This window comes from Haemophilus parainfluenzae, assembly GCF_014931275.1.
GTDB lineage: Bacteria > Pseudomonadota > Gammaproteobacteria > Enterobacterales > Pasteurellaceae > Haemophilus_D.
The window spans coordinates 281,522-306,904 of sequence record NZ_CP063110.1; the positions used below are offsets into that span (position 1 = coordinate 281,522).

The 25,383-nt window shown below is 39.9% G+C and carries 22 protein-coding genes; 9 read left to right on the forward strand and 13 right to left on the reverse strand.

All coding sequences use genetic code 11. The annotated features are described in order from the left end of the window. Positions 1-7: 7 nt before the first annotated feature. From INQ00_RS01395 to INQ00_RS01405, 3 genes are read left to right on the forward strand one after another with little or no spacing between them, the layout of a single operon-like run. Positions 8-634 carry a hypothetical protein gene (locus INQ00_RS01395; RefSeq protein WP_197547487.1) on the forward strand — a complete coding sequence of 209 codons (627 nt, stop codon included), beginning with the start codon at positions 8-10 and terminating at the stop codon, positions 632-634. 2 nt (positions 635-636) lie between these two features. Continuing rightward, positions 637-1,818 (forward strand): glutathionylspermidine synthase family protein, encoded by a 1,182-nt coding sequence (locus INQ00_RS01400; RefSeq protein WP_197547073.1) that lies wholly within the window; start codon positions 637-639, stop codon positions 1,816-1,818. Between the two features lie 48 nt (positions 1,819-1,866). After that, the gene (locus INQ00_RS01405; RefSeq protein WP_197547074.1) at positions 1,867-3,012 is read left to right on the forward strand and encodes an iron-containing alcohol dehydrogenase; all 1,146 of its coding nucleotides are present in this window, start codon (positions 1,867-1,869) and stop codon (positions 3,010-3,012) included. Positions 3,013-3,167: 155 nt separating this feature from the next. Here the strand turns inward: INQ00_RS01405 and rplA are convergent, their stop codons facing one another. The 8 genes from rplA to lysM form a co-directional block, all read right to left on the reverse strand. Then, positions 3,168-3,857, reverse strand: coding sequence for a 50S ribosomal protein L1 (gene rplA, locus INQ00_RS01410; protein WP_005695230.1), 690 nt, complete (start codon positions 3,855-3,857; stop codon positions 3,168-3,170). Positions 3,858-3,861: 4 nt separating this feature from the next. Continuing rightward, positions 3,862-4,290, reverse strand: a complete 429-nt coding sequence (rplK, locus tag INQ00_RS01415) for a 50S ribosomal protein L11 (protein WP_005695228.1) — start codon at positions 4,288-4,290, stop codon at positions 3,862-3,864. A 171-nt stretch (positions 4,291-4,461) separates the two neighbouring features. Next, positions 4,462-5,019, reverse strand: coding sequence for a transcription termination/antitermination protein NusG (gene nusG / locus INQ00_RS01420; RefSeq protein ID WP_005695227.1), 558 nt, complete (start codon positions 5,017-5,019; stop codon positions 4,462-4,464). A 1-nt stretch (position 5,020) separates the two neighbouring features. Further along, complete coding sequence (secE, locus tag INQ00_RS01425; protein ID WP_014064252.1) at positions 5,021-5,437, reverse strand: preprotein translocase subunit SecE; 417 nt, start codon at positions 5,435-5,437, stop codon at positions 5,021-5,023. Positions 5,438-5,558: 121 nt separating this feature from the next. After that, positions 5,559-6,797, reverse strand: a complete 1,239-nt coding sequence (gene clpX, locus INQ00_RS01430; RefSeq protein WP_005698128.1) for an ATP-dependent protease ATP-binding subunit ClpX — start codon at positions 6,795-6,797, stop codon at positions 5,559-5,561. A 9-nt stretch (positions 6,798-6,806) separates the two neighbouring features. Further along, complete coding sequence (gene clpP / locus INQ00_RS01435; protein WP_005699645.1) at positions 6,807-7,388, reverse strand: ATP-dependent Clp endopeptidase proteolytic subunit ClpP; 582 nt, start codon at positions 7,386-7,388, stop codon at positions 6,807-6,809. Between the two features lie 143 nt (positions 7,389-7,531). Beyond that, on the reverse strand, positions 7,532-8,830 hold the full coding sequence (tig, locus tag INQ00_RS01440) for a trigger factor (RefSeq protein ID WP_197547075.1): 1,299 nt from the start codon (positions 8,828-8,830) through the stop codon (positions 7,532-7,534). A 213-nt stretch (positions 8,831-9,043) separates the two neighbouring features. Beyond that, positions 9,044-9,484 (reverse strand): peptidoglycan-binding protein LysM, encoded by a 441-nt coding sequence (gene lysM, locus INQ00_RS01445; RefSeq protein WP_197547076.1) that lies wholly within the window; start codon positions 9,482-9,484, stop codon positions 9,044-9,046. A gap of 177 nt (positions 9,485-9,661) precedes the next feature. On the opposite strand from lysM, the gene ypfJ reads away from it, so the two are divergent. Continuing rightward, on the forward strand, positions 9,662-10,498 hold the full coding sequence (ypfJ, locus tag INQ00_RS01450) for a KPN_02809 family neutral zinc metallopeptidase (protein ID WP_054420242.1): 837 nt from the start codon (positions 9,662-9,664) through the stop codon (positions 10,496-10,498). A 101-nt stretch (positions 10,499-10,599) separates the two neighbouring features. On the opposite strand, the gene ileS is transcribed toward ypfJ, so the two are convergent. Genes ileS through murJ form a run of 3 tightly spaced genes read right to left on the reverse strand, consistent with a single transcriptional unit; the run spans position 10,600 to position 16,009 of the window. Further along, positions 10,600-13,425: an isoleucine--tRNA ligase gene (gene ileS, locus INQ00_RS01455; RefSeq protein WP_054420241.1), complete on the reverse strand. Its 2,826-nt coding sequence runs from the start codon at positions 13,423-13,425 to the stop codon at positions 10,600-10,602. A gap of 32 nt (positions 13,426-13,457) precedes the next feature. Beyond that, entirely contained in the window at positions 13,458-14,384 is a 927-nt protein-coding gene (ribF, locus tag INQ00_RS01460; protein WP_197547077.1) for a bifunctional riboflavin kinase/FAD synthetase, read from the reverse strand. Between the two features lie 50 nt (positions 14,385-14,434). Then, on the reverse strand, positions 14,435-16,009 hold the full coding sequence (gene murJ / locus INQ00_RS01465; protein ID WP_197547078.1) for a murein biosynthesis integral membrane protein MurJ: 1,575 nt from the start codon (positions 16,007-16,009) through the stop codon (positions 14,435-14,437). Between the two features lie 266 nt (positions 16,010-16,275). Here murJ and rpsT point away from each other — a divergent pair, with 266 nt between their 5' ends. The 3 genes from rpsT (at position 16,276) to rlmB (ending at position 19,802) form a co-directional block, all read left to right on the forward strand. Beyond that, positions 16,276-16,539 (forward strand): 30S ribosomal protein S20, encoded by a 264-nt coding sequence (gene rpsT / locus INQ00_RS01470; protein ID WP_005695217.1) that lies wholly within the window; start codon positions 16,276-16,278, stop codon positions 16,537-16,539. Positions 16,540-16,699: 160 nt separating this feature from the next. Next, entirely contained in the window at positions 16,700-19,045 is a 2,346-nt protein-coding gene (rnr, locus tag INQ00_RS01475) for a ribonuclease R (protein ID WP_197547079.1), read from the forward strand. Positions 19,046-19,061: 16 nt separating this feature from the next. Further along, positions 19,062-19,802: a 23S rRNA (guanosine(2251)-2'-O)-methyltransferase RlmB gene (gene rlmB / locus INQ00_RS01480; RefSeq protein ID WP_197547080.1), complete on the forward strand. Its 741-nt coding sequence runs from the start codon at positions 19,062-19,064 to the stop codon at positions 19,800-19,802. Positions 19,803-19,867: 65 nt separating this feature from the next. Here rlmB and brnQ read toward each other — a convergent pair whose 3' ends face one another. After that, on the reverse strand, positions 19,868-21,169 hold the full coding sequence (brnQ, locus tag INQ00_RS01485; RefSeq protein ID WP_197547081.1) for a branched-chain amino acid transport system II carrier protein: 1,302 nt from the start codon (positions 21,167-21,169) through the stop codon (positions 19,868-19,870). A 209-nt stretch (positions 21,170-21,378) separates the two neighbouring features. Between brnQ and nhaA the strand changes: the two genes are divergently transcribed. Both nhaA and INQ00_RS01495 read left to right on the forward strand, forming a co-directional pair. Then, on the forward strand, positions 21,379-22,566 hold the full coding sequence (nhaA, locus tag INQ00_RS01490; protein WP_197547082.1) for a Na+/H+ antiporter NhaA: 1,188 nt from the start codon (positions 21,379-21,381) through the stop codon (positions 22,564-22,566). Positions 22,567-22,574: 8 nt separating this feature from the next. Beyond that, complete coding sequence (locus INQ00_RS01495; protein WP_197547083.1) at positions 22,575-24,107, forward strand: glycosyltransferase; 1,533 nt, start codon at positions 22,575-22,577, stop codon at positions 24,105-24,107. A 91-nt stretch (positions 24,108-24,198) separates the two neighbouring features. Here INQ00_RS01495 and INQ00_RS01500 read toward each other — a convergent pair whose 3' ends face one another. Further along, complete coding sequence (locus tag INQ00_RS01500; protein WP_197547084.1) at positions 24,199-25,338, reverse strand: DUF2827 family protein; 1,140 nt, start codon at positions 25,336-25,338, stop codon at positions 24,199-24,201. Between the last annotated feature and the right edge of the window lie 45 nt (positions 25,339-25,383).

Genomic DNA, 25,383 nt, shown 5'->3' on the forward strand with positions numbered 1-25,383 from the left:
CCCTATGATGAAAAAGAAAAATCAAGTTCTCGTCAGTCTTTCTATTGTGGCTTTATTGGGCGGCTGCTCAGAAGAGCAAGTTCAACGTGATGTTTATAACAGCCTTGAGGATTGTTTAGCCGATTGGCAAAAAATTGAATTATGCGAAGCTGACCAATCTAATGAAAATAATAGCGGCACAACTGCACATGCTGGATCTGGCTCCTCTCTCTCGGGCAATTTAAATACACGTCCAAGCAATAATAGCGAATGGTCAGAAGACAATCAGACCGTCAAACAAACCTTAAATCCTGATGGTGCAACTCACTCTGGCAACTCAAGCGGTTCTGAGGGAACAAGCCACACGAGCTCTGCAACAGGAGAAGGACACGGCAGTATGGGCAGTGCGATTGCAGGCGCCGCAATGGGTTACATGATCGCGCGTACGATGGGCTCATTTTTAGGGCCTAGCTATAATCCAAGTAACCGTGCCGTTTCAACACCAACGGGCCAAGTTATCCAACCACAAACTAATCGTTCTGTCGGTAAACCTGTATTAGTGAAAGGTAATGCAGGCAGCACTTACAGTAAACCGGTTTCACGCGGTGGCTTTAAAAGCTCTAGCTCAAGCAGTAACCGTAGCTCAGGCGGTTAAATATGAAACGAATCACAGGCTTTCCTACTCGCCCCAATATGGTGCAACAATTATTAGATGTGGGCTTTGATTACTATAATCTGCCTTCCTCTGATGGCTCCCATTATTGGTCGGATAATGTGGCTTATGAATTTACCTTAGCTGAAATCGATCGCATTGAAGATGCCACCAACGAATTGCATGCAATGTGTATGGATTTTGTTGCCGATGAAGTGAAACAAGGTGATTATGCCCATTATCGCTTCACCGATTTACAGAAAAATCTGATTGAACAAACATGGGCTAAAAACGTACCGCACTTATATGGTCGTTTTGATTTTGGTTATGACGGCGAAAACCTCAAAATGTTTGAATACAATGCCGACACGCCAACTTCCCTGCTTGAAGCTGCCGTGGTGCAATGGCAATGGTTAGAGCAAATTGAAGGCTTAGCGCATCGTGACCAATTCAATTGGATTCACGAAGAATTGCTCAATCGCTTTCAGTTTATTCAACAGCAAACAGGGTTAAAAAATTTCCATTTTAGTGCCATGCAAGAAGCGGGCCGTGAAGATTGGGGCAATATCGATTACTTGGCGGATGTGGCTTACAACGCAGGTTGGCATATTCATCAGCTTGCTATTGAAGATGTGGGTTACGATAAAGACAGTCAGCAATTCCTCGATCTGAATAATCAACCTATTGATTGTTTATTTAAGCTCTATCCGCTTGAATGGATGACTACGACAGAATATGCACCACACATGCTTAATTCATCCACCACTTTTATTGAGCCTGCGTGGAAATTACTATTAAGCAATAAAGTGCTGTTAGCGAAATTGTGGCAAAAACATCCAAATCATCCATTATTACTACCTGCTTACTTTAGCAAGCATGATATTACCGATCGTCAATCAATATGGGTGAAAAAACCGACGTTAGGTCGTGAGGGTGCCAATGTTTCTTACTATGAAAAACGTAATGGTCTAGAATTTGCCGCCAAAGGCAGTGAACATTCTGCCTTTTACGATCAGGCAGGCTACATCTATCAACAAAAATTTGAACTGCCAAATTTTGATGGTATGTATCCAATGATTGGTTCTTGGGTGGTGGGTGATGTGGCATGCGGTATCGGATTAAGAGAAGATTTTACCCCAGTTACCGGCAATGATAGCCACTTCATTCCACATTACTTTGTGGAATAAAAACAACGCAAAAACTGACCGCACTTAACAGATAATAAGGAGATAAATATGTATCCATTTAGTTTTCAAAACCCTACTCGCATTGAATTTGGTCTCGATAAAGAAAAAGAGATGGGTAAATATATGCACGAATACGGTGCAAAAAAGGCCTTAATTATCTATGGCAGTGAGCGAATCAAACATTCCGGCTTATTTGAAGATGTGGCTAAAAGTTTACGTGAGCATGGCATTGAATACGTTGAATGTGGCGGGGTAAAAAGTAACCCGACAATCAACAAAGTCCGTGAAGCCGTTGCAATGGCAAAAGCCTTTGGTGCAGATAGCGTGTTGAGTATCGGTGGTGGCTCTTGCCTTGATAGTGCGAAAGCGATCGCGGCTGGTGCGTGCTATGAGGGTGATACTTGGGACTTTTTTAAAGGTACACCGGTGCAAAAAGCGTTGATGATTTTTGATGTAATAACCCTTGCGGCAACAGGCAGTGAAATGAACTGGGGAGCCGTCATTACCAATGAAGAAACACAGCAAAAATATTCAATTCACAGCAATCATTTATTCCCAAAAGTATCTGTCATTAACCCGAAATTGCAAGCAACCGTCAGTCGTGATTATTTAGTGTATTCTGCCGCAGATATTATTGCTCATTCTATTGAAGCCTATTTCACAGCTGAATATCGTCCTGAAATTATTGATTTCTTAGTAGAAAGCAATATTAAAACTGTTATTCGTACGACTGAAATCTTGCTCAATGATCCACAAGATCTCAATGCTCGTGGTGAATTTGCCTGGGCGGCTACACTTGCGTTGAACGGTTTAACACATTTAGGTATCTCACCTTACGGTTTCCCAAATCATATGATTGAACATTCCATGAGTGCGATTTCAGATGTGCCACATGGTGCAGGGCTCTCTGTGATTATGCCTGCGTGGATGCAATGGTATCAATCTCAAAGACCTGCTCAATTCAAACGCTTTGCTAAAGAAATATTTGGCTTAGATAAGGCTGAAGATGGTATTCAAGCCTTAAAAGCTTGGTTTGATAAAATCGGCACACCAACTCGTCTTGAACAACTTGGCATTGATGATAAAACCTTAGCTGAAATTGTCGATAATGCAGCTCAAACTGCTATCAAGGCGAAAGTGGAAAAAACTTACACTAAGGAAGCTATTAAAGCAATTTTCGCTTTAGCGAAGTAATCTCTCATAAGAAAGAGCGGTCAAATTCAAAATATAATGAAATTTGAGCGCTCTTTTTATATTCTCAACATTTCACTTATTGAAAAGCATGTAAAAAATAACCGCACTTTAGTTACCCAAAGTGCGGTTAATTTGAATTAAGTTTTAACGCTTAATTATAGTGAAGCTTGATCAACAGCCACACCAGCACCCATAGTTGTAGAGATGCTTACTTTCTTGATAAAGATACCTTTTGCAGTAGTTGGTTTTGCTTTGTTTAAAGCAGCCAATAATGCTTGAAGGTTTTCTTTTAATTGAACTTCAGAGAAGTTTGCTTTACCAATTGTTGTGTGGATGATACCGTTTTTATCGTTACGATAACGGATCTGACCAGATTTAGCATTTTTAACTGCTTCAGCAACGTTTGGTGTTACGGTACCAACTTTAGGGTTTGGCATTAAACCACGTGGACCTAATACTTGACCTAATTGACCAACAACACGCATTGCATCAGGAGAAGCGATAACAACGTCGAAGTTCATTTCGCCTTTTTTGATTTGCTCTGCTAAATCTTCCATACCGACTAAATCAGCGCCAGCTTCTTTAGCTGCATCTGCGTTAGCACCTTGGGTGAACACAGCTACGCGTACTTCACGACCAGTACCGTGTGGTAATACAGTTGCACCACGAACGTTTTGGTCTGATTTACGAGGATCGATACCTAAGTTTACTGCAACGTCAACACTTTCAACGAATTTAGCTGTTGCGAATTGTTTTAATAACGCGATTGCTTCGTTGATTTCATATGCTTTAGTAGAATCTACGCCAGCTTTGATTGCTTTCATTTTTTTAGTCAATTTAGCCATCGTATTATTCCTCCACCACTAAGCCCATTGAGCGAGCAGTACCAGCAATTGATTTCATTTTAGTTTCGATAGTCGCGCCAGTCATATCTGCTGCTTTAGTTTCAGCGATTTGACGAACTTGATCTAAAGTTACTTTACCCACTTTATCTTTGTTCGGTTTACCAGAACCAGATTTGATACCTGCAGCTTTTTTCAATAATACTGCTGCTGGTGGAGTTTTAGTAATGAAAGTGAATGAACGGTCTGCATATACAGTGATAACAACTGGAATTGGTAAACCTTTTTCAATGCTCTCAGTACGAGCGTTGAATGCTTTACAGAATTCCATGATGTTCACACCTTGTTGACCTAATGCAGGACCAACTGGTGGTGATGGGTTTGCCATACCAGCTGCAACTTGCAACTTAACGTATGCTTGGACTTTTTTTGCCATTTTTTAGTTTCCTCTAAATGGGTGATAACGCCGAAATCGGCTCCCCTGTTAATGAAAGGCTGTATTTTAATTAATCAGCCTCGAAATTTCAAGCAGAAAAACTACTCGAAAAACAACCGCACTTTATTGTTTAAGTGCGGTCATTAAATTTCTTATTTTGGAAAAGGGAAATTAACGTGTTTTTTCCACTTGACCAAATTCAAGCTCAACTGGTGTTGCACGACCGAAGATAGATACAGACACTTTTAAGCGGCCTTTTTCGTAATCCACTTCTTCAACCGTACCATTAAAGTCAGCAAATGGACCTTCTGTCACACGCACTTCTTCACCTGGTTGATATTCTTTACGATGACGTGGTTTTTCAGCACTTTGCTCTAAACGATTTAAAATTAAATCTGCTTCACGTTTAGAAATTGGTGCTGGCTTATCTGGTGTACCACCGATAAAGCCCATTACACGTGGTACGCTTTTCACTAAGTGCCATGTGTCATCATTCATTGCCATTTCAACTAATACATAGCCAGGGAAGAATTTACGTTCGCTTTTACGACGTTTACCTGCTACGTTTTCAACGACTTCTTCAGTCGGCACTAACACTTCACCAAACTGATCTTCCATTTGTTGTTGTTTGATATATTCACGCAATGTGATTGCAACACGACTCTCAAAGCCTGAGAATGCTTGCAATACATACCAACGTTTTTTGGATACGTTTTCAGTTTCGCTCATTTTAGAATCTCAAATCAGTTAAGAAGTTAATCAATGCAATGATAATTGAATCAATTGCCCAGAAGAATAAAGAGGTAAGCACGGTTACCCCAATAACGATTAAAGTGGTTTGACGTGTTTCTGCACGAGTTGGCCATACCACTTTACGACCTTCAACTTTTGCTTCGCTAAAGAATGTACGAGCTTTTGTACCTTGGTTGGTAATTGCAGCTAAACCAAAAGCAATTAATAAAGCGACAACTACGCCAATTACACGCACAGGTAAAGAGAAGGCGTCTTTAAAATAAACGTTACCAATCGCTGCAGCAGTAAAAAATGCCACAGAAAGAATCCAAAGAAGTGTGTTTAAGCCTTTTGATTTTCCTTCTACGACTTGTTCTTGGTCGTGTTTCTTTTTCTCAACAATTTCAGTTGCCATAAGTGAATCCGTATAAAATAAGGGATAAATAATTTCTAGATTAATTTCAGAACGTGCGATTGTAGCATTTTCTTTCGGGATTGCCTATGAAAAATGTTAGAAAAAACAACCGCACTTTCTATTAGTTTTTATATTCGAGCTTTGGTGGTTTGTTATCAACGATGGTTTCTTCGTCCACAATCACTTTTTGCAAGTTTTCGATTGAAGGTAAATCATACATCGTATCTAACAATACAGCCTCAACGATTGAGCGTAAACCACGTGCACCGGTTTTACGTTCAAGGGCTTTTTTCGCCATCGCTTTTAATGCTTCTGGCGTGAATTCAAGTTCCACATCTTCTAAGCCAAATAATGCTTGATATTGTTTGGTCAGTGCATTTTTCGGTTGAGTAAGGATCTGAATTAACGCTTCTTCATCTAATTCGCTTAATGGCGCAATCATTGGAAGACGACCAATAAATTCTGGAATCAAACCGAATTTCATTAAATCATCCGGCTCAACTTGACGGAATAATTCAGAAAGATTTTCTTTCTCTTCTTCCTTCTCTACTTTTGCATCAAAACCAATTCCAGTATCAGTTTGTGTACGTTTACCAATGATTTTATCTAAGCCAGCAAATGCCCCACCACAAATAAAGAGGATTTTTGAGGTATCCACTTTCAACATTTCTTGTTGAGGGTGTTTACGTCCACCTTGTGGCGGTACAGATGCGATAGTGCCTTCAATTAATTTCAATAAGGCTTGTTGCACACCTTCACCAGACACATCGCGAGTAATAGACGCACCTTCTGATTTACGGCTGATTTTATCAATTTCATCAATATAGATAATGCCCTGCTCTGCTTTTTCCGTATCGTAATCGCAGTTTTGCAATAATTTTTGCAGCACATTTTCCACGTCTTCGCCCACATAACCGGCTTCAGTTAACGTCGTCGCATCGGCCATAGCAAAAGGCACATTCAAACGACGCGCCAAGGTTTGAGCTAATAAGGTTTTACCGCTACCTGTTGGACCAATTAACAAGATGTTACTTTTACCTAATTCCACATCATTGCTTTGGTGGTTCGTGCGTAAGCGTTTATAGTGATTGTAAACCGCCACTGACAAGACTTTTTTCGCATAATCTTGCCCAATCACATAATCATCTAAGTGCGCACGAATTTCGTGCGGTGTCGGTAATTTTTCTTCAACTGCCAGTTCGCTAGGTGTTTCGATTTCTCCACTGTCTTCCAACATACTGTGGCAAAGCTCGATACACTCGTTACAAATATAACCATCTGTACCCGCAATTAATTTACCTACTTCACTTTTTTCTCTTCCGCAGAAAGAACAGTGAAGATCGTTATCATTTGTTGTCATGTTAAATCCTTAACGTTTAATCAACACATCGTCCACTAAGCCGTAAGCTTTTGCTTCTTCCGCCGACATAAAGTTGTCACGATCGGTGTCTTTTTCGATACGTTCGATGCTTTGACCTGTATGGAAAGCAAGACGCTCGTTTAAGGTTTGTTTGATTTTTAAAATTTCTTGCGCGTGGATCTGAATATCTGATGCTTGTCCACGGAAACCACCTAACGGTTGGTGAATCATCACTCGTGCATTCGGTAATGCAGCACGTTTTCCTGCTGCACCTCCTGCAAGTAAAAATGCGCCCATTGAGCAAGCTTGACCAATGCAAAGAGTACGCACATCCGGTTTAATAAATTGCATGGTATCGTAAATTGCCATACCCGCAGTCACTGAACCGCCCGGTGAATTAATATAAATATTGATGTCTTTTTTCGGATCTTCTGATTCTAAGAAAAGTAGCTGTGCCACGATCAAATTTGCCATATGATCTTCTACTTCACCATTCAAGAAGATCACGCGCTCTTTTAATAGGCGGGAATAAATGTCGTACGAACGTTCACCACGAGAGGTTTGTTCGACAACCATAGGAATTACACTCATTTTTGCCCCTAAATATGTGCTAAAAAATTGGGCAATATTCTACCCGAAAATCAGTAAAAACAAAATGCGGTCGCTTTTCATTGAAAAAACGACCGCACTTTTCGATGATATACCTGTGAATTTAATTCACTTTCTATCAATTATTATGCTTGTGGATTCATGATCTCATCAAATGAAGACGCTTTTTCAGTCACTTGAGCTTTAGCAAGAACGGCATCAACTGCTTGTTCTTCTAATACTACATTGCGAATGTTGTTCATTAACTCTTCATTTTTGCTGTAATATTCAACTACTTCAGCTGGTTGTTCGTAAGCAGAAGCGATATCCGCGATCATTGCTTTCGCACGTTCTTCATCCGCTTTCAATTCGTTTGATTTGATCACTTCAGAGAATAATAAACCGACTTGAACACGACGTTTTGCATCCGCTTCAAATAATTCACGTGGTAATTGTGCAGCTTGTTGTGCATTACCACCGAAGCGTTGTGCTGCTTGGTTACGTAACACATTGATTTCTTCTTCTACTGCAGAAGCTGGAACATCAATTGGGTTTTGTTCGATTAAACCGTTGATGACTTGTTGTTTAACGCGAGAAACTAATGCGTTTTTCAATTCACGTTCCATGTTTTTACGGATTTCTGCACGTAAATCTGCCACAGTTTTGGTGTTAGGACCAAATTTAGCAACGAACTCATCTGTTAATTCTGGTAATTCCATTTCTTCTACTTTTTTCAAGGTGATCGCAAATTTCGCGTCTTTACCTTTTAAGTTTTCAGAATGGTATTCAGCTGGGAAAGTCACATTGATATCGAATTGTTCACCTGCTTTGTGACCTACAATGCCCTCTTCAAAACCAGGGATCATACGGCCTTGGCCCATGAATAGAACGAAATCAGTTGCTTTACCGCCTTCGAATTCTTCGCCATCTACTGAACCAACGAAGTCGATGGTCACGCGTGAATCTGCTTTCGCTGCTGCTTTGCTTTCAACCCAAGTTGCTTGTTGTTTACGTAATACATCGATCATTTTATCGATATCAGCTTCAGTGATTTCAACAGTTGGTTTCTCAACTTTGATATTTTCTAAGCCTTTTAATTCAACTTCTGGGTACACTTCGAAAGTTGCAGTGAATGATAAATCTTTACCAGGTTTGAACGTTTCGATAGCGAAAGTTGGACGACCTGCGATATTGATTTTCTCAGCGATTACTGCATCAAAGAAATGACGTGGTAATAAATCGTTTAATACATCTTGACGGATTGATGCACCAAAACGTTGTTCAATGATGTGCGCTGGCACATGACCTTTACGGAAACCATCAACACGTACATTTTTTGCTGCACGTTTGAATTCTTCACGAGTTGCTTTTTCTACAGCTTCAGCTGGAACGGTGATCGTCACACGACGCTCTAAACCTTGAGTTGTTTCAATATTTAATGACATTTGTAACCTCAATTAATGTTGCACTCGGTAAAAACCACACCGAACACGTTATTGTTTGTAAAAATAAAAAACCGCCAAATTATAGCGAAAGAAAATCAAACAGTCGATAGAAACCGGAAAATTCAATAGAAAACCCGCTAAAATTGCACAATTTATCAACAATTTTGAATAAAGAAAAAAGTGCGGTCAAAAATAACCGCACTTTTTATCGAATTATAAACCTTTCGGTAAACGAATTTTTTGACCTGGAAAAATCTTATCCGCGTCTTTAATCACTTCTTTGTTCGCTTCAACAATAGCGGTATATTTCGCGCCATTTCCGTAAGCTTTCTCAGCGATTTTCCACAAGGTGTCACCTTTTTGGATTACATAGAATGTATCATCACTGCTTAAGGTTTCACCGTTATTGATGCTTGCATCGCTTGTTACTGAGTGGATACCTTGAATGTTACCCGCCATTAATACTGCTTTTTCTAATGCTGCTGCAGTTGATGCCACACCTTGGATATTTGCTACACCATTTTCAACGGTAACAGATAAGTTTTCCACGCCTGGATTGTCTTCTGCGATGTGTTGAGTCACAGCTTTAGACGCCTCTTCTTCTTTAGAAAAAATTTTCTTACCGATGTCACTGACAAAATCAAATAAACCCATTTTAAAGTTCCTTTTGTATGTTTGTTTAAGGGATTATTACGATACTGAAATTCCCTTAAGAAGTCTATAAATCAGAGTGTAAAGCTATGTAAATATTTCAAGAAAACTGATCTAAAATTGACCGCACTTTGATAGAATACGCCGATTTTAAATTTACTCACTCAGAAAGGACAAATTATGCGTTGGCAAGGTCGTAAAGAAAGCTCAAATATTGAAGATAGACGTGGCTCTGGCGGCGGTAACTTCGGTGGCGGAAGAGGCACTGGTATTTTCGGTATTATTATCTTATTAGTTGGTGCTTATTATGGCGTGGATCTTTCAGGCTTAGTGGGCACACCGGATTTTTCAGGACAAAGCTCTCAACGATTAGAAACCCAAGAAGAACAGCAGCTTGCGAGTCTTTCTAAAGTTGTATTAGCGGATACTGAAACCGTTTGGGGACAATATTTTAGACAAATGGGGAAAACCTATAGTGAGCCAACCATGGTACTTTACAATGGTGTAACGCCAACTGCTTGTGGTACCGGTCAATCTGCAATGGGCCCGTTCTACTGCCCAAGCGATCGCAAAGTTTACCTTGATTTATCATTCTATAATGAAATGAAAAATAAACTGGGTGCAGCAGGTGATTCAGCCTTTGCTTATGTAATTGCACACGAAGTCGGTCACCACGTGCAAAATATGCTTGGCATTCTGCCGCAAGTGAATCGCGCACAACAAAGCAGCGATCGTAAAACGGCAAATCAACTTTCTGTTCAATTAGAACTTCAAGCTGACTGTTTCGCCGGTGTTTGGGCGAGCCAAGCGGTGAAAAGTGGTTTATTTGAACGCGGTGATGAAGAAAAAGCGTTTAATGCAGCAGAAGCTGTGGGTGATGACCGTTTACAAAAACGCAGCCAAGGTTATGTGGTACCGGATAGTTTCACTCACGGTACATCTGCACAGCGTCTAGAATGGTTCAGAAAAGGCTTACAAAGTGCCAACCCTTCTGTATGTAATACCTTTAACCAATAAGATCTTTAAGGCTGGTTAATATCAGCCTTTTTTATTTCTGTTCATTTAAACATAAAAAAGAGCGGTCAATTTTGACCGCTCTTTTCTTCATGATTTTAAGATTACGCGAACTGACGTACTTCGCCGTTACCTGCTACGTTTTCCACACAACGTGGACAAAGTGTAGGATGTTCAGGATTCACGCCGATTTTGTCAGAATAATGCCAACAACGTGGGCATTTTTCACCGTTAGAACGTGCTACGCTTACGGCAATTCCCTCTAACTCACCCGCAGCCACATCCGCAGGTTTGTCTGCTAATGCTTTCACTTCTGCTTTTGAGGTAATTAACACAAAACGTAATTCATTGCCTAATTGTTCTAACAATGCACGATATTCATCGTTAGCATAAACCGTTACTTCTGCTTCTAAACCACCACCGATCACTTTGTCGTTACGGGCGATTTCTAATACACGGTTCACTTCAGAACGAACTTTAATGAGTTGTTGCCAGTAAGCATCGTCTAGTTTTTCATTCTCGCCTAAGCCAAATAAGCCTTCGTAGAATTCTTCAGTGAAGACGAATTCTGCACGTGCAGTTGCCGTTTGTGGCAAGTAGCCCCAAATTTCATCCGCCGTGAATGACAGGATTGGTGCCATCCAACGAACCAATGCTTCTGCGATGTGCCATAACGCTGTTTGGCAGCTACGACGCGCAAGGCTGTCTGCTTTGGTGGTATATTGACGGTCTTTGATAATATCAAGGTAGAAGGAGCCCATTTCTACAGAACAGAAACGCATTAAACGTTGTACTACTGTGTGGAATTGATAATTATCGTACGCATCTTTAATTTCTTTTTGTGCATCTAACGCACAAGCTACCGCCCAACGATCCAAGCTAATCATGTCTTCCTGTTTAACGGCATCACGTTGCGGATCAAAACCATTCAAGTTCGCTAGTAAGAAACGCGCAGTATTACGAATACGACGATAGCTATCCGCGGCACGTTTTAAGATCTCATCAGAAACGGTCATTTCACCGGTATAGTCGGTAGATGCCACCCATAAACGTAAAATGTCACCACCGAATTTATCCATCACTTCTTGTGGAGTCACGATGTTACCAATAGATTTTGACATCTTACGACCTTGACCATCCACAGTGAAACCATGGGTTAATACTTGTTTGTATGGTGCTTTGCTGTCTGTTGCTGTAGAAAGCATTAAAGAAGACATAAACCAACCACGGTGTTGGTCAGAACCTTCTAAATACATGTCGATATCTTGACCGTTAAATTCTGGGCGATTCGCGACAACAGAAGAATAGGTTGATCCTGAGTCAAACCATACGTCAAGAGTATCAGGCACTTTGCGATAGGTTTCTGCATCAGCCCCTAATAATTCTTTTTCGTCTAAATCCCACCATGCTTGAATACCGGCTTTCTCTACACGTTTCGCCACTTCTTCAAGTAACTCTAAAGTACGCGGATGAAGTTCTTCGGTTTCTTTGTGCACAAATAAGGTCATCGGCACGCCCCAAGTACGTTGACGGGAAATACACCAGTCTGGGCGGTTTTCAACCATTTTCTCGATACGTGCTTGACCCCAATCTGGAATCCAACGCACGCCTTTGATTTCACCTAATGCTTGTTGGCGTAAACCCTGTGTTTCCATCCCGATAAACCATTGCGGAGTCGCACGGAAAATAATCGGGGTTTTGTGGCGCCAGCAGTGTGGGTAGCTGTGTTTGATTTTCTCAACTTTTAATAAGTTGCCCACTTCTTGCAATTTTTCAACAACCAATGGATTGGCTTCAAATACGCCTTTGCCCGCAAAGAATTCAGTCGTTGAAATAAATTTACCGTCATTCGATACAAGCCCCGCCATTGGTAAATTATATTTTTGTCCTACAATAAAGTCGTCCAAACCATGATCCGGTGCAGTATGTACTAACCCCGTACCGCCATCGGTAGTCACGTGATCGCCTAAAATCACCGGCACAGTGAAATCATAGAACGGATGGTTAAAGCGTACTAACTCAAGTGCTTGACCTTTTACTGAACCTAAAATTTCAACTTGTTCTACACCCACCGCTTTCGCTACGGATTCAACTAATTCAGCGGCTAAAATCACACGCTCATCGCCAAGTTGTACTAAGTTGTATTCTAAGTCTGCATTTACTGCAATCGCACGGTTAGATGGCATTGTCCAAGGTGTGGTTGTCCAAATCACCGCAGATAATTTGCCATGTCCTTTACCTACTGCGTTAAATTTCTCTTCAATTTCAACCGCACTTACTGCTGGGAAACGAACATAGATAGACGGAGAAACTTTGTCTTCATATTCCACTTCTGCTTCTGCTAAAGAAGAGCCACAATCCAAACACCAGTGCACTGGTTTTGAACCTTTGTATAAGTGGCCATTCGCAATCACTTTACCGAGTGTACGAATGATGTTTGCTTCGGTATTGAAGTTCATCGTTAAATAAGGATTATCCCAATCGCCTAATACCCCTAAACGGATAAAATCTTTTTTCTGGCCTTCTACTTGTTCCGCGGCATATTCACGACATTTTTGACGGAATTCAGCTGCTGTCACTTTCTCGTTTGGTTTACCTACCAAACCTTCTACTTTTAATTCAATTGGCAAACCGTGACAGTCCCAACCTGGGATATAAGGCGAGTCAAAACCTAATGCAGTTTTAGATTTAACAATAATATCTTTCAGAATTTTATTAACGGCGTGACCGATATGAATATTGCCGTTCGCATACGGAGGGCCATCGTGCAAAATAAAGGATTTTTTACCTTTAGTCGCTTGGCGGATTTTTTGATACAACTGTTTGTCATACCAATTTTTTAACATTACAGGTTCGCGTTTGGCTAAATCGCCACGCATAGGAAAACCTGTTTCAGGTAAATTTAACGTGTTTTTGTAATCAACTGTCATGTTATTTTCCAATTTTATATTTCAATATAATTCTATTTTGCAAAAAATGCTTTTGCTGTTTTTACGTCTTGTTCAATTTGAACTTTCAACGCTTCAAAAGACGGAAACTTTATCTCATCTCGAATCTTCTGGCAGAATTCCACTTCGACCATTTGCCCATAAATATTCTGAGAAAAATCAAATAAATGGACTTCTAATAATTGTATCGTACCGTTAATCGTTGGGCGTTTTCCCATGTTTGCAACGCCGTTAAAAATCTCGCCCGATTTTAACCGCACTTTCACCGCATAAACCCCTTTTACTGGATTCACTTGGCGATGTAAGCGAACATTCGCGGTAGGAAAACCAATGGTTCGCCCTAATTTATTGCCATGTATCACTCGTCCAAAAATACGATAAGGCTTACCGAGTAAATTTTCCGCATGCTGTAAATCATCTTTAGCCAACGCTTCACGAATAGCGGTGCTACTGATACGTAACTCATCTAAACAGAAGGTGCGACTGTCTTCTACTTCAAAACCAAACTGCTTTCCGGCTTGTTGCAACATCGCAAAATTGCCTAAACGTTTCGCACCAAATTTGAAATCATCACCGATACTGAGAAACTTCACATTTAATTTGCGTACAAGCCAATCTTCAATAAATTGTTCTGCGGGTAGATCAGCAAAAGAGCGGTCAAATTTCGCGACGATCACCACATCCACACCCGCCTGAGCCAAATAATGCAATTTATCTCTTAAACGCATTAAGCGCGCAGGGGCTTTGTCACCCATAAAATATTCTCGCGGTTGTGGTTCGAAAAGCATCACCGCCATGGGTAAATTCAGCGCATTCGCTTTCTGACGAAGATGACGCAAAATCGCCTGATGCCCCAAATGCACCCCATCAAAATTGCCAATGGTTAATGCGCACCCTGACAAATATGGCTGTGAATTATGAAGCCCACGAATTAATTGCATTACATCTTATTCCAAAAAACGAAAAATAATCGGTGCATTATAGCGGTAACTTAATGTTTTGTCAGTAAATGGTGTTTACGAACACCCAAGAGCGCCAATACGCCTAAATAAACGACCGCAGCCAGTCCAATTAACCAAACCAACCAATAGATACGCATTAAAAATGTCATGGCTGCCCATTCTTGAATCGACGGGCAGTTATACCAAACCAAACCGCCCATGGCTAAGGCTGCACCTAAAACTTTCAGAAAAAAGACCGCACTTTTACGTGAAAAATGGTATACATCCTCTTTAGCTAAACCACGATAAAGCAAATAAGCATTTAAGGTTGCTGACATGGCAGAAGCAATCGCTAAACCCACATAACTAAATGGAATCGCCAACACATTAAAGCCCATATTGCTCACCATGGCGATAATCCCGATTTTTACAGGCGTTTTAGTGTCTTGGCGTGCGTAATAGCCATTAGCCAAAATCTTAATCAGCATAAAGCTAAGCAAACCGGCATTGAATGCCCATAAAGAATAAGAGGCTGCATGCACATCTGTTAAGGTAAAACTGCCACGCATAAACAATACCAGTAACATCGGCTGGGCTAACACGGCAATACCAATGGCGGCAGGCACACCAAGTAATAAAATCATTCGTACGCCCCAGTCCATTGTGTTGCGAAAATCAACCGCACTTTGGGGAGAATTATCTTCTCGATTCACATGATGGCGAGCAAGCGTCGGTAAAATCACAGTGGAAATTGCGATACCAAATAAGCCAAGTGGAAACTCCAATAGACGATCAGAATAATAAAGCCAACTAATGGATCCCGTCATTAAGAAACTGGCAATGACTGTATCAAGCAACAAGTTGATTTGACTTACGGAAACCCCGAACAAGGCAGGAATCATTAATCGACGGATTTTTGCTACCCCCTCATCATGCCATGCCCATTTTGGTTTTACGAGCAAGCCTGCTTTCTTCAAAAAAGGGATTTGGAATAAAAATTGTAGCAAACCACCTAAGAAGATCCCGATAGCAAGGGCAAGATCGGGATTGTCTAATCTTGGTGCAAGGAAAAGTGCGGTTGCAATCATGGCAATATTTAACAAAACAGGCGAAAACGACATCACACCAAATTTGCCTATCGTATTTAAAATCGCGCCTGAAAGTGCCACAAAGGTGACAAACCATAAATAAGGAAAAGTAATTTTTAAGAGTAAAGAGGCTTGTTCAAATTTGTGTGCATCGGGTCCGTCATTTAGCCAATCGGTAAACCAGCCCATCCCGAAGATCGCCGCAACAACAGGTGATCCCACCATGGCAAGCAAAGTAACAATACTGACTAAACCGCCTAGCGTACCCGATACTTTTCCGATAAATTCTCGCGTTTTAGAAAGATCGCCCGATTTTTGATATTCAGCTAATACCGGCACGAAAGCCTGAGAAAATGCCCCTTCCGCAAATAAACGACGTAAAAAGTTTGGGATACGGTTAGCGAATAGAAACACGTCCGCCGCCGCGCCAGCACCGATTAAATGGGCAATTACCACATCGCGGACTAAACCTAACACACGGGACACTAATGTCATCCCACTCACGATAATGCCGGATTTTAAAAGTCGTTTACTCAAAATAGGGGTCTCTTCAAAAAAATTTGCCTTAATTGTATAGAATTTTTGTTTTTACGCTATATTCCAACGAAAAAAACTGATAAAATCCTGCCCACATCGTTTGTGTGAGCCAATAGAAAGCGCTTTTTTTAAATAACGATGCTTACTTTCGGTTGTGTCTCACCGAAATCAACACAAATTATTCATTGACAAAAGTATAAAAAATCGGCATATTCTACGCCCTTATTTTGTCATAATCATCTAACAGAAATTTTAGGAGTTTGACCTTGGCTAATATCAAGTCAGCAAAAAAACGCGCGGTTCAATCTGAAAAACGCCGCCAACACAACGCAAGCCAACGCTCTATGATGCGTACTTACATCAAAAAAGTATATGCTCAAGTAGCAGCAGGTGAAAAAGCAGCAGCTGAAGCAGCATTCGTTGAAATGCAAAAAGTTGTTGACCGTATGGCTTCTAAAGGCTTAATCCACGCTAACAAAGCAGCAAACCACAAAGCGAAATTAGCTGCTCAAATCAAAAAATTAGCGTAATTAAAGCATTAAAACAGCTTAAAAATAAAACCGCACTTTGGTGCGGTTTTTGTTTGCCGTAAACCGTCCTACCACAAACGCCCGATAACGAGCTTGCATTCCCTCCTTTAACCTGTAAACTACCCCATAACTTAAAAATTAATCATAAAATAAACAATAAATGACCAAAAAATCTTTTAAAAAAACAGATCCGAATTATCAAAAAGAATTATCCAAATATGGTAATCCGATCCCAAGCAGAGACTACATTCTGCAAATTATTCGTGAAAATAATGCCCCGATGAGTCGGGAAGAAATTCTGACCGCACTTTCAATTAAAAGTGACGAACAACAAGAAGCCATGCGTCGTCGCTTGCGTGCCATGGAAAATGATGGACAGTTAGTTTTCACTAAACGTAAACGCTATGCCTTGCCTGAAAAATTAGATTTATTCAAAGGCATGGTCATCGGCCATCGCGAAGGCTATGGCTTTTTACAAGTCGAAGGTAAAAAAGAGGATCTCTTTATTCCTAATCACCAAATGCAACGTGTAATGCATGGTGATTTTGTATTAGCCCAACCTGCAGGCTTAGATCGCCGTGGTCGTCGCGAAGTCCGTATTGTTCGCGTACTTGAAAGTCGTAAAAAACAAATTGTCGGCCGTTTCTTCTTAGAAAATGGTTTTAGCTATGTGGTGCCTGATGACAGTCGTATCGGACGAGATATTTTAGTCCCTAATGAACATCGCAATGGGGCCCGAATGGGACAAGTTGTTGTGGTTGAATTGCAGGAACGCTCTGCCTCCTTTACTCAACCAGTTGGCATCATCACCGAAATTCTGGGTGACAATATGGCAAAAGGGATGGAAGTGGAGATTGCTCTTCGTAATCATGACATTCCTCACCAATTCCCAAGTGCGGTCGAAAAATACGTTAAAAAATTCACGGAAGAAGTGCCTGAAGAAGCAAAAAAAGGCCGTGTAGATTTACGCAATCTGCCACTGGTGACCATTGATGGCGAAGATGCACGCGATTTTGATGATGCCGTATATTGCGAAAAAAGCGGTAAAGGCTGGAAACTTTGGGTGGCGATTGCCGATGTCAGCTATTATGTGCGTTTACGTTCTGCATTAGATACTGAAGCTTATAATCGAGGTAACTCTGTTTACTTCCCAAATCGTGTCGTACCAATGCTGCCAGAGATTTTATCCAACGGATTGTGTTCACTGAATCCACAAGTTGATCGCTTGTGTATGGTGTGTGAAATGCACATTTCCGCCAAAGGTAAACTCACCGATTATCATTTTTATGAAGCGGTAATGAATTCTCATGCACGTTTAACCTATACGAAAGTCGCGGCGATTTTAGACGGCGATGATGAGCTCCGCACCCGTTATCAAGGGCTAGTACCACATTTAGAAGAATTGCATCATCTCTATCAAGCGTTACTCAATGCACGCAAACAACGTGGTGCCATCGATTTTGAAACCATCGAAACCAAATTTATTTTCAATGCCATGGGACGAATTGATCGCATTGAACCTGTTGTGCGAAATGATGCTCACAAAATCATTGAAGAATGCATGATTCTTGCAAATATTGCAGCAGCAAACTTTATGGAAAAGCATAAAGAACCTGCACTCTATCGTATTCATGCCACACCGAGCGAAGAAAAACTGACGTCTTTCCGTGCATTTTTAAGTGAATGCGGTTTAAGCCTTGAAGGCGGCATGAAACCGACCACAAAAGATTATGCGAAATTATTAGAGCAAGTGAAAGATCGTCCGGATCATGAGCTTATTCAAACCATGTTGCTCCGTTCATTAAGCCAAGCAGTTTATCATGCGGATAATATCGGCCACTTTGGTTTGGCGTTAGAAGAATATGCACACTTCACTTCCCCGATTCGTCGTTATCCAGATTTAACCCTACATCGTGGGATTAAGTATTTGTTAGCGAAAGAAAAAGGCGCCAAACGTAAAACGACGGATACTGGCGGCTATCACTATTCCTTTGATGAAATGGATTTATTAGGCGATCACTGCTCGATGACAGAACGCCGTGCCGATGATGCCACTCGCGAAGTAGCAGATTGGCTGAAATGTGAATATATGCAAGATCACGTGGGTGCTGAATTTAGCGGAGTGATCTCATCTGTAACGGGCTTTGGCTTATTCGTGCGTTTAGATGATTTATTCATTGATGGCTTAGTCCATATTTCTACTTTAGATAACGACTACTATCAATTTGATGCGGCAAAACAACGTTTAATCGGTGAAAATAGTGGTATGATCTACCGTCTTGGCGATAAAGTAAAAATTCGTGTAGTTGCCGTTCATTTAGAACAAAAAATGGTAGATTTCAGTTTAGTCGAAAGTGCCAGAAAACCACGTCGTGTTGGCAAAACGGCGAAACAAAAAGTGAAAAAAGTCTTTAAGGAACTGCCACCTAAAGCGTCAAAAAAACGTAAAAGTGCGGTTAAAAATAAAGATGTTTCGAAGAAACCGACGAGAAAACGGAAGAAATAATAAACAAGAGAACCCTATGTCAGAAAATATCTATGGTATCCATGCTGTAAACAGCATTTTAGCAAATAGCCCTGAGCGTTTAATTGAAGTATTTGTGCTGAAAGGCCGTGAAGATAAACGCCTACAATCCTTACTCAATGAGCTCTATGCTTTAGGCATTGCGGTGCAATTTGTAAACCGTCAAACATTAGATAAAAAATCCAACGGTGAAGTGCATCAAGGTGTGATTGCTCGTGTGCAAGAAGCGAAAGAGCTGAATGAACATGATCTGGATGAACTTCTTACTCGTAAGCAAAATCCACTTCTGTTAGTGCTTGATGGCGTGACAGATCCCCATAACCTGGGTGCCTGTTTACGTACTGCGGATGCTGCTGGTGTGAGCGCTGTTATTGTGCCAAAAGATAAATCTGCTCAACTCACTTCTATTGCACGTAAAGTGGCTTGCGGTGCTGCGGAGACTGTGCCATTAATTCGCGTAACCAATTTAGCTCGTACTTTACGAGATCTACAACAAAATCATAATATTTGGGTAGTAGGTACATCTGGCGAAGCAACAGAAACCATTTATCAAAGCAAACTTACTGGTTCTCTTGCCTTAGTGATGGGGGCCGAAGGTGAAGGCATGCGCCGTCTTACTCGTGAGCATTGTGATCAACTCATTAGTATTCCAATGGCGGGCTCTGTTTCATCTCTGAATGTTTCCGTTGCGACAGGCGTATGTTTATTTGAAATTGTGAGACAACGTCTTGCCGCCTAAAAATACGTGAAAAAACGACCGCACTTGATATAAAAAATGCCGACAAATCATTGTCGGCATTTTTATTATTTTGAAATTGTTTTCCCGAATATCATGGAAAGCACTAAAGTACATAATGCGGGCACAAGCCACGCAAGCCCTTGTAAATAGAGCGGGAAATGAGTCATGATCTGATGTAACCCTTCTGGCAACATATCCAAGTTTTTCAGGCTATCAATCAAACTAAAACAAACTGTCACAAAAATAGTGGTGTAATAGCTCAATCGAATAAAAGGCAATTTATTACGCACAAGCTGTAAAACCACTAACATGATCGCCATTGGGTAAATCAACAACAAGGCAGGAATCGTCACTCGGAGTAATTTTGTTAAGCCATATTGTGAAATAATTGTCGTCATGGCGGTGAAGAAGACAATCCAAAATGGATAAGAAAAACGCGTCGAAAACTTGGAGAAGTAATCACCACACGCACTGGTTACGCCCACTAATGTGGTTAGACTTGCTAAAGTAATAATACCCGCCATAATCCAGGTTCCCGCCGTGCCAAATAAACTGTTCACATAACGAGAGAAGATTTGGCCGCCATTTGTTGCACCTTGTGCCACCGCATCAGAAGTCGCCCCTAAGTAGAATAAGGCAAAATATAGACAAGCTAATAAAATGACAGATACAAAACCCGCTGAAATCGTATATTGAACAATCTTTTGTGGATTGGTCACATTTTTTGCAGACAACGCCCGTGCAACAATGCCACCAAAGGCAATCGCAGCCAGTACATCCATTGTTTGATAACCACTAATTAATCCTGTGGTTAATGCTGAATTCTCGGCATAAGCCTGCGATGGGGCAACAATGTCAGAAAGAGGTGAAACAAAAACCGTGATCCCAACAACGAGTAATAATACCAACAATGCCGGCGTCATCACTTCACCCACTGTTGAAATAATGGTACTTGGGCGAATCATGAATCCCATGGCGATAATATTAAAGATCACAGAGAAAATAAGACGTGTCGTCGCGCTATCTTCAACGAGCCCCAATGGTAACCATGCCATTTCATAAGCGACATTGGTAATTCGAGGCATGGCAAAGGTTGAACCGATGACTAAATAAAGAATGGTTAAGAAGGATACGCCTGCCCACTTGGGTAAGTCCTTAGTCAGTTCTTCACCACGTCCTAATACTGACACAACAACTAATGTAATAAATGGCATGAGTACGCCTGTTATCACAAATCCTAGCGAAGCGGTTGCCCAATGGTTACCTGCGGAGTAACCTTCCATCGGTGGAAAAATAATATTTCCTGCGCCTAAAAATAAAGCAAAAATCATCATGCCTAATACGATGATATCTTTCTTTGAAAACATAAGTATTCTCGAATAAATAAATTTTAAGGATTTTACTATTAAATTGTTTTTTATTCCAAAAATGAAAATAAATTTTGTGAAATAGATCACGAAATCTATCACACTCCGATTAAATCTCACATTATCCAGCGACGCTTTTTCCAAAATCAGTAAATTTGTGATAGTATCTAAGCTTTATTATTTTTTATTACTTTTTTAGGAGAGAATGAATGAATAAACTGAGTTTGATTCAACAAATTCAGCGTTTTTTAAAATTAGAATCAGCTGGCGGAATTTTATTACTTTTCTCAGCGGTAGTCGCAATGCTATTAGCTAACTCACCGCTTAATCAAACCTATAATGACTTTTTAAATTTACCAGTCAGCATTCAAGTAGGATCTTTTTCCATTGATAAAACCTTAATCCATTGGATTAACGATGGTTTTATGGCGGTATTCTTTGTTTTAGTAGGAATGGAAGTCAAAAAAGAATTATTTGAAGGCTCCCTTTCAAGCTATCAACAAGCGATTTTCCCCGCTATTGCAGCGGTGGGGGGAATGATTATTCCTGCATTAGTTTATGTATTTATCGCCCAACACGATCCCGCTTTAGCCGATGGCTGGGCTATTCCAATGGCAACAGACATTGCCTTTGCACTTGGAATCATGGCGTTATTAAGTAAACAAGTGCCACTCCCACTAAAAATCTTCTTACTTGCTTTAGCCATTATTGATGACTTAGGCGCCATTGTCGTTATTGCACTGTTTTTCTCACACGGATTAAGTGTACAAGCACTCATTTTTGCTGCAGTTGCTATTGTTGTACTTATCGCATTAAATCGCTTTAAAGTGACCGCACTTTGCGCCTATATAGTGGTGGGAATAATCCTATGGGCTTCGGTATTAAAATCAGGCGTGCATGCTACCCTTGCTGGCGTTATCATCGGATTTTGTATTCCATTAAAAGGTAAAAATGGCGAAACACCGTTACATGACTTTGAGCACATTCTTGCTCCTTGGTCATCCTTTGTTATCCTGCCATTATTTGCGTTTGCTAATGCGGGTGTAAGCTTCGATGGCATTGATCTCAGCATGCTGACATCACCATTATTGCTCGCGATTTCTCTTGGCTTAATTATCGGAAAACCTCTGGGTGTATTTGGTTTCAGTTATCTTTCCGTTAAACTTGGCATTGCAAAACTTCCACAAGGCATCAACTTCAAACAAATTTTTGCTGTGGCGATTTTATGCGGTATCGGTTTCACTATGTCGATGTTCTTAGCAAGCCTAGCCTTCAATGCCGATGCAGGTGAAAGCATTAACTCCCTTTCTCGATTAGGGATCTTATTAGGCTCTACTGTTTCAGCGATTGTGGGGTATATGGCGTTGAAAGTGACTACTGCTAAAAATAAAGGGTAATCAAAACGATGGAAAAACTAACCTGTTATGTGATTTATGCTTCTGAAAAAATAGAGAGACTGAGTCATTTTTTACAATTCGCCTCTGACTCTCATGTTGTTCCTATTTCTGCAGTAACTAAAGAACAGGTTAGCTTAGTCGGTAATTCTTCAGCCTTATTTAATTTAAAGAAAGCAGAAGAACTACTTGATCGGATTCCCAATAACAAAGAAATTGCCCACACGCTATCTCATATTCAGTGCTGGAAGACGATTGCTGAAAATGAACAGTTACAAGATAATGATTTTGTTTTAATTGCTGAAAGTGAAATACAACCTGTTGAAAACTTCATTCAGCATGCTATCAATTATGCTAATAAATACTCTTCTTACGGAATTATTAAATTACAGCATGATAGCGAGGGTCGTTCTGGAGAGCGTTTATTTCAAATAGGTGATGAGCCTGATGCATTAATCTATGGCGACACAAATCAGTACAACTATGGTTGTTCGCTTTATCTCATCCGCAAAAATGTCGCAAAAAAATTGACCGCACTTTTAAGTGAAACAAAACCCTACTGGCTTGCAGATCAATTTACTGCATTCCATGAACCTCAAAATATTGCTCAAGCACGTTATCTATTGGGGGAAAATCCAGTCCAAAAACAACAAGATAAAGTTGAAAACCCACTATTTAGTATCATTGTGCCAATCTATAATGTTGAACGTTACCTCGAGCAATGTATTGAATCTGTCTTGGCACAAGATTATCAGAATTATGAACTTATTTTAGTTGATGATGGTTCACCAGATAATTCTATCGACATTTGCGCCAAATATGCTAAACAATATTCTAATATTGTTTTTATCCATAAAATTAACGGTGGAGTATCCGACGCAAGAAATGCAGGCATTCAAATTGCTCGAGGCGAGTATTTAATGTTTTTAGATAGTGATGATTATTGGGAAGGAACAACTGTTCTCTCTGATTTACAAAAGATAATTACTGAAAATAATCCCGATATTATCTTCAATTATATGAGCAGTATCTATCCTGACAAAATTGTAAACCATTACATCAACCGAGATAAGCTAATAGGTTCTTTTAGGGAAGACTTTCAAGGTCTTTATCAAGATGGAATTTATCTTGGGTTCCCCTTTACAAAAACAATAAAAAGAGAATTAATTTTAACAAACCACCTCTTTTTTATAAAAGGGCGATCTTTTGAAGATGTGGTATGGAGTTTTTTTCTTACTAAATATATTAGTAGTTATGCGATTTATAAAAACTGCTTTTATATGTATAGAAGAGAAAGAAAAGGTTCAATTAGTTCTGTTGCGACCTCTAAAAATCAAGTAAGTCTATTTCAAAATCTATCTGATGTAATAACTGAAATAGAAAATATGAAACTCAACAATGAGTTGTTGCCTGGATTTAAAAAATATGTAGATGATATTTATGGGTATGTAATAACATGCTATGAACTACTGCCAGAGAATGAAAAAGTAGATTTTCTTAATTTGAAAGAAAAATATGAAAAAGAATTTAATGCTTTGTGGTAAATATTATAGATAAACACACTATTAATACTAATCAAGATTTATAAGTTGAATAAAAAATCCCTTAGTGCTCACTGAGGGATTTTTACAAATCTTATTCAGAAAACAACCGCTTGATCTCTTTCTCATACAAATAAATATTCACAGGATTAGTTGGTAATTGAGAATCCAAATATTCATTTGCTCTTTTCACATATTCTTCATGATGCTTATCATGGTTATCAATCACATCAAGCAACACTTTTGCACCTTCAAATGCGTCAAACTGATCGTAGTAATACCCCACGCCTTTAGGGATAAGTTTTGAATTATGAATAAATGGATAGCCACCATACAATGCATCATTATAAGCATAATTTAAGCCATTTTCCCATTGATGACTAAGCACAATATCCACATAACGGGTCAGAAAATCTGGCATTTGATAACGCCCTTCTACCGTCATTACTCCATTTTTGACAAGATTAGTTCGTCCTATGAAATTAAAAAAGGTTGGATTATCTTTTTTATCGTAGGTGTTGCACATATAGACGTTTTTAATTTTCTCAGGAGCTTCACGATAGGCTTGTTCAGCAATTAACACTGGCGTAAAGCAAGTTTTCACTACGTTAATATTGGCTTCAAAAGAGGCTATACGTTTAGCTTTTTTCTCAGCATCTGGTTTATAACCAAAAGTAAGATTATGCTTCTCTTTGATTCGCTTAATCACCTGATCACAGAATACCGGCGACCAAATTGCAGGCACCACATAAGCAGGACAACGATACATAATGGAAAAATAAGATTTACAGGTATTTTCATGTTGTGGAATCATCCACACTGAATCAAATAAGGTCCCGTTAAAGATTCTGCCTGCTTTTTTATCAAAAAGGAAATTTTCCATATCCATAATGAAGTCATTACCCATTTTATAGCAAACAACTTTACCACCATGCTGATGCATTCGAGTAACTTGATGAGGTTCAATCACCAATGTTCCCTCAATCAATACGTCTAATTGATCAATTACATCCTCAATATAAGCGTATTTCAAATTTAATCCATCAAGCATAAACCCTTCTGGAGGTGTAGTGCGTTTCTCAGGCCCCCAAGAAACCAGAATAACATCTTCTACAATTGACGAATGTTGAAATAAATGAAAAAGATGAATAACATTTTGATTCGCACCATTTGCCCAAATATCTGTGACTTTTGCTTCTAAATTAAAGGTGATCCCAATTTTATATTTACGCATAATTCTCTTCCTTTTTATTATTTAAATCATCTGAAAGTGCGGTCA

What these genes read in the sequence shown, in the direction of transcription:
- INQ00_RS01495 (WP_197547083.1), top strand. Translation starts at nt 22,575, where the DNA reads ATGGAAAAACTAACCTGTTATGTGATTTATGCTTCTGAAAAAATAGAG.
- rplA (WP_005695230.1), bottom strand. Translation starts at nt 3,857, where the DNA reads ATGGCTAAATTGACTAAAAAAATGAAAGCAATCAAAGCTGGCGTAGAT.
- lysM (WP_197547076.1), bottom strand. Translation starts at nt 9,484, where the DNA reads ATGGGTTTATTTGATTTTGTCAGTGACATCGGTAAGAAAATTTTTTCT.
- clpP (WP_005699645.1), bottom strand. Translation starts at nt 7,388, where the DNA reads ATGAGTGTAATTCCTATGGTTGTCGAACAAACCTCTCGTGGTGAACGT.
- ypfJ (WP_054420242.1), top strand. Translation starts at nt 9,662, where the DNA reads ATGCGTTGGCAAGGTCGTAAAGAAAGCTCAAATATTGAAGATAGACGT.
- nhaA (WP_197547082.1), top strand. Translation starts at nt 21,379, where the DNA reads ATGAATAAACTGAGTTTGATTCAACAAATTCAGCGTTTTTTAAAATTA.
- rlmB (WP_197547080.1), top strand. Translation starts at nt 19,062, where the DNA reads ATGTCAGAAAATATCTATGGTATCCATGCTGTAAACAGCATTTTAGCA.
- INQ00_RS01500 (WP_197547084.1), bottom strand. Translation starts at nt 25,338, where the DNA reads ATGCGTAAATATAAAATTGGGATCACCTTTAATTTAGAAGCAAAAGTC.
- nusG (WP_005695227.1), bottom strand. Translation starts at nt 5,019, where the DNA reads ATGAGCGAAACTGAAAACGTATCCAAAAAACGTTGGTATGTATTGCAA.
- ileS (WP_054420241.1), bottom strand. Translation starts at nt 13,425, where the DNA reads ATGACAGTTGATTACAAAAACACGTTAAATTTACCTGAAACAGGTTTT.
- secE (WP_014064252.1), bottom strand. Translation starts at nt 5,437, where the DNA reads ATGGCAACTGAAATTGTTGAGAAAAAGAAACACGACCAAGAACAAGTC.
- rnr (WP_197547079.1), top strand. Translation starts at nt 16,700, where the DNA reads ATGACCAAAAAATCTTTTAAAAAAACAGATCCGAATTATCAAAAAGAA.
- clpX (WP_005698128.1), bottom strand. Translation starts at nt 6,797, where the DNA reads ATGACAACAAATGATAACGATCTTCACTGTTCTTTCTGCGGAAGAGAA.
- tig (WP_197547075.1), bottom strand. Translation starts at nt 8,830, where the DNA reads ATGTCATTAAATATTGAAACAACTCAAGGTTTAGAGCGTCGTGTGACG.
- INQ00_RS01400 (WP_197547073.1), top strand. Translation starts at nt 637, where the DNA reads ATGAAACGAATCACAGGCTTTCCTACTCGCCCCAATATGGTGCAACAA.
- INQ00_RS01405 (WP_197547074.1), top strand. Translation starts at nt 1,867, where the DNA reads ATGTATCCATTTAGTTTTCAAAACCCTACTCGCATTGAATTTGGTCTC.
- ribF (WP_197547077.1), bottom strand. Translation starts at nt 14,384, where the DNA reads ATGCAATTAATTCGTGGGCTTCATAATTCACAGCCATATTTGTCAGGG.
- INQ00_RS01395 (WP_197547487.1), top strand. Translation starts at nt 8, where the DNA reads ATGAAAAAGAAAAATCAAGTTCTCGTCAGTCTTTCTATTGTGGCTTTA.
- rplK (WP_005695228.1), bottom strand. Translation starts at nt 4,290, where the DNA reads ATGGCAAAAAAAGTCCAAGCATACGTTAAGTTGCAAGTTGCAGCTGGT.
- brnQ (WP_197547081.1), bottom strand. Translation starts at nt 21,169, where the DNA reads ATGTTTTCAAAGAAAGATATCATCGTATTAGGCATGATGATTTTTGCT.